The sequence below is a fragment of the Halomonas tibetensis genome, assembly GCF_042643535.1.
Taxonomy (GTDB): domain Bacteria; phylum Pseudomonadota; class Gammaproteobacteria; order Pseudomonadales; family Halomonadaceae; genus Halomonas; species Halomonas tibetensis.
Window position 1 is genome coordinate 1 of the sequence record NZ_JBHRSQ010000028.1, and the last position, 1,278, is coordinate 1,278.

The following is a 1,278-nucleotide window of genomic DNA, read 5'->3' on the forward strand; positions in this document are numbered from 1 at the left end:
GTGATCCAGCCGCAGGTTCCCCTACGGCTACCTTGTTACGACTTCACCCCAGTCATGAACCACACCGTGGTGATCGCTCCCCCGAGGGTTAAGCTAACCACTTCTGGTGCAGTCCACTCCCATGGTGTGACGGGCGGTGTGTACAAGGCCCGGGAACGTATTCACCGTGACATTCTGATTCACGATTACTAGCGATTCCGACTTCACGGAGTCGAGTTGCAGACTCCGATCCGGACTGAGACCGGCTTTTCGGGATTAGCTCCACCTCGCGGCTTCGCAACCCTTTGTACCGGCCATTGTAGCACGTGTGTAGCCCTACCCGTAAGGGCCATGATGACTTGACGTCGTCCCCACCTTCCTCCGGTTTGTCACCGGCAGTCTCCTTAGAGTTCCCGGCATTACCCGCTGGCAAATAAGGACAAGGGTTGCGCTCGTTACGGGACTTAACCCAACATTTCACAACACGAGCTGACGACAGCCATGCAGCACCTGTCTATGCGTTCCCGAAGGCACCAAGGTATCTCTACCAAGTTCGCACGATGTCAAGGGTAGGTAAGGTTCTTCGCGTTGCATCGAATTAAACCACATGCTCCACCGCTTGTGCGGGCCCCCGTCAATTCATTTGAGTTTTAACCTTGCGGCCGTACTCCCCAGGCGGTCGACTTATCGCGTTAACTGCGCCACAAAGGTCACAAGGACCCCAACGGCTAGTCGACATCGTTTACGGCGTGGACTACCAGGGTATCTAATCCTGTTTGCTACCCACGCTTTCGCACCTCAGCGTCAGTGTCAGTCCAGAAGGCCGCCTTCGCCACTGGTATTCCTCCCGATCTCTACGCATTTCACCGCTACACCGGGAATTCTACCTTCCTCTCCTGCACTCTAGCCTGACAGTTCCGGATGCCGTTCCCAGGTTGAGCCCGGGGCTTTCACAACCGGCTTATCAGACCGCCTACGCGCGCTTTACGCCCAGTAATTCCGATTAACGCTCGCACCCTCCGTATTACCGCGGCTGCTGGCACGGAGTTAGCCGGTGCTTCTTCTGTGGGTGATGTCCTTCCTCGAGCGTATTAGGCCCAAGGCTTTCTTCCCCACTGAAAGTGCTTTACAACCCGAAGGCCTTCTTCACACACGCGGCATGGCTGGATCAGGCTTGCGCCCATTGTCCAATATTCCCCACTGCTGCCTCCCGTAGGAGTTCGGGCCGTGTCTCAGTCCCGATGTGGCTGATCATCCTCTCAGACCAGCTACGGATCGTCGCCTTGGTGGGCCATTACC

The 1,278-nt window shown here is 56.6% G+C and carries 1 rRNA gene; it reads right to left on the reverse strand.

Features of this window, described 5'->3' with window-relative positions:
• Positions 1-1,278, reverse strand: a 16S ribosomal RNA gene (locus ACFODV_RS15220); the annotation flags it as partial.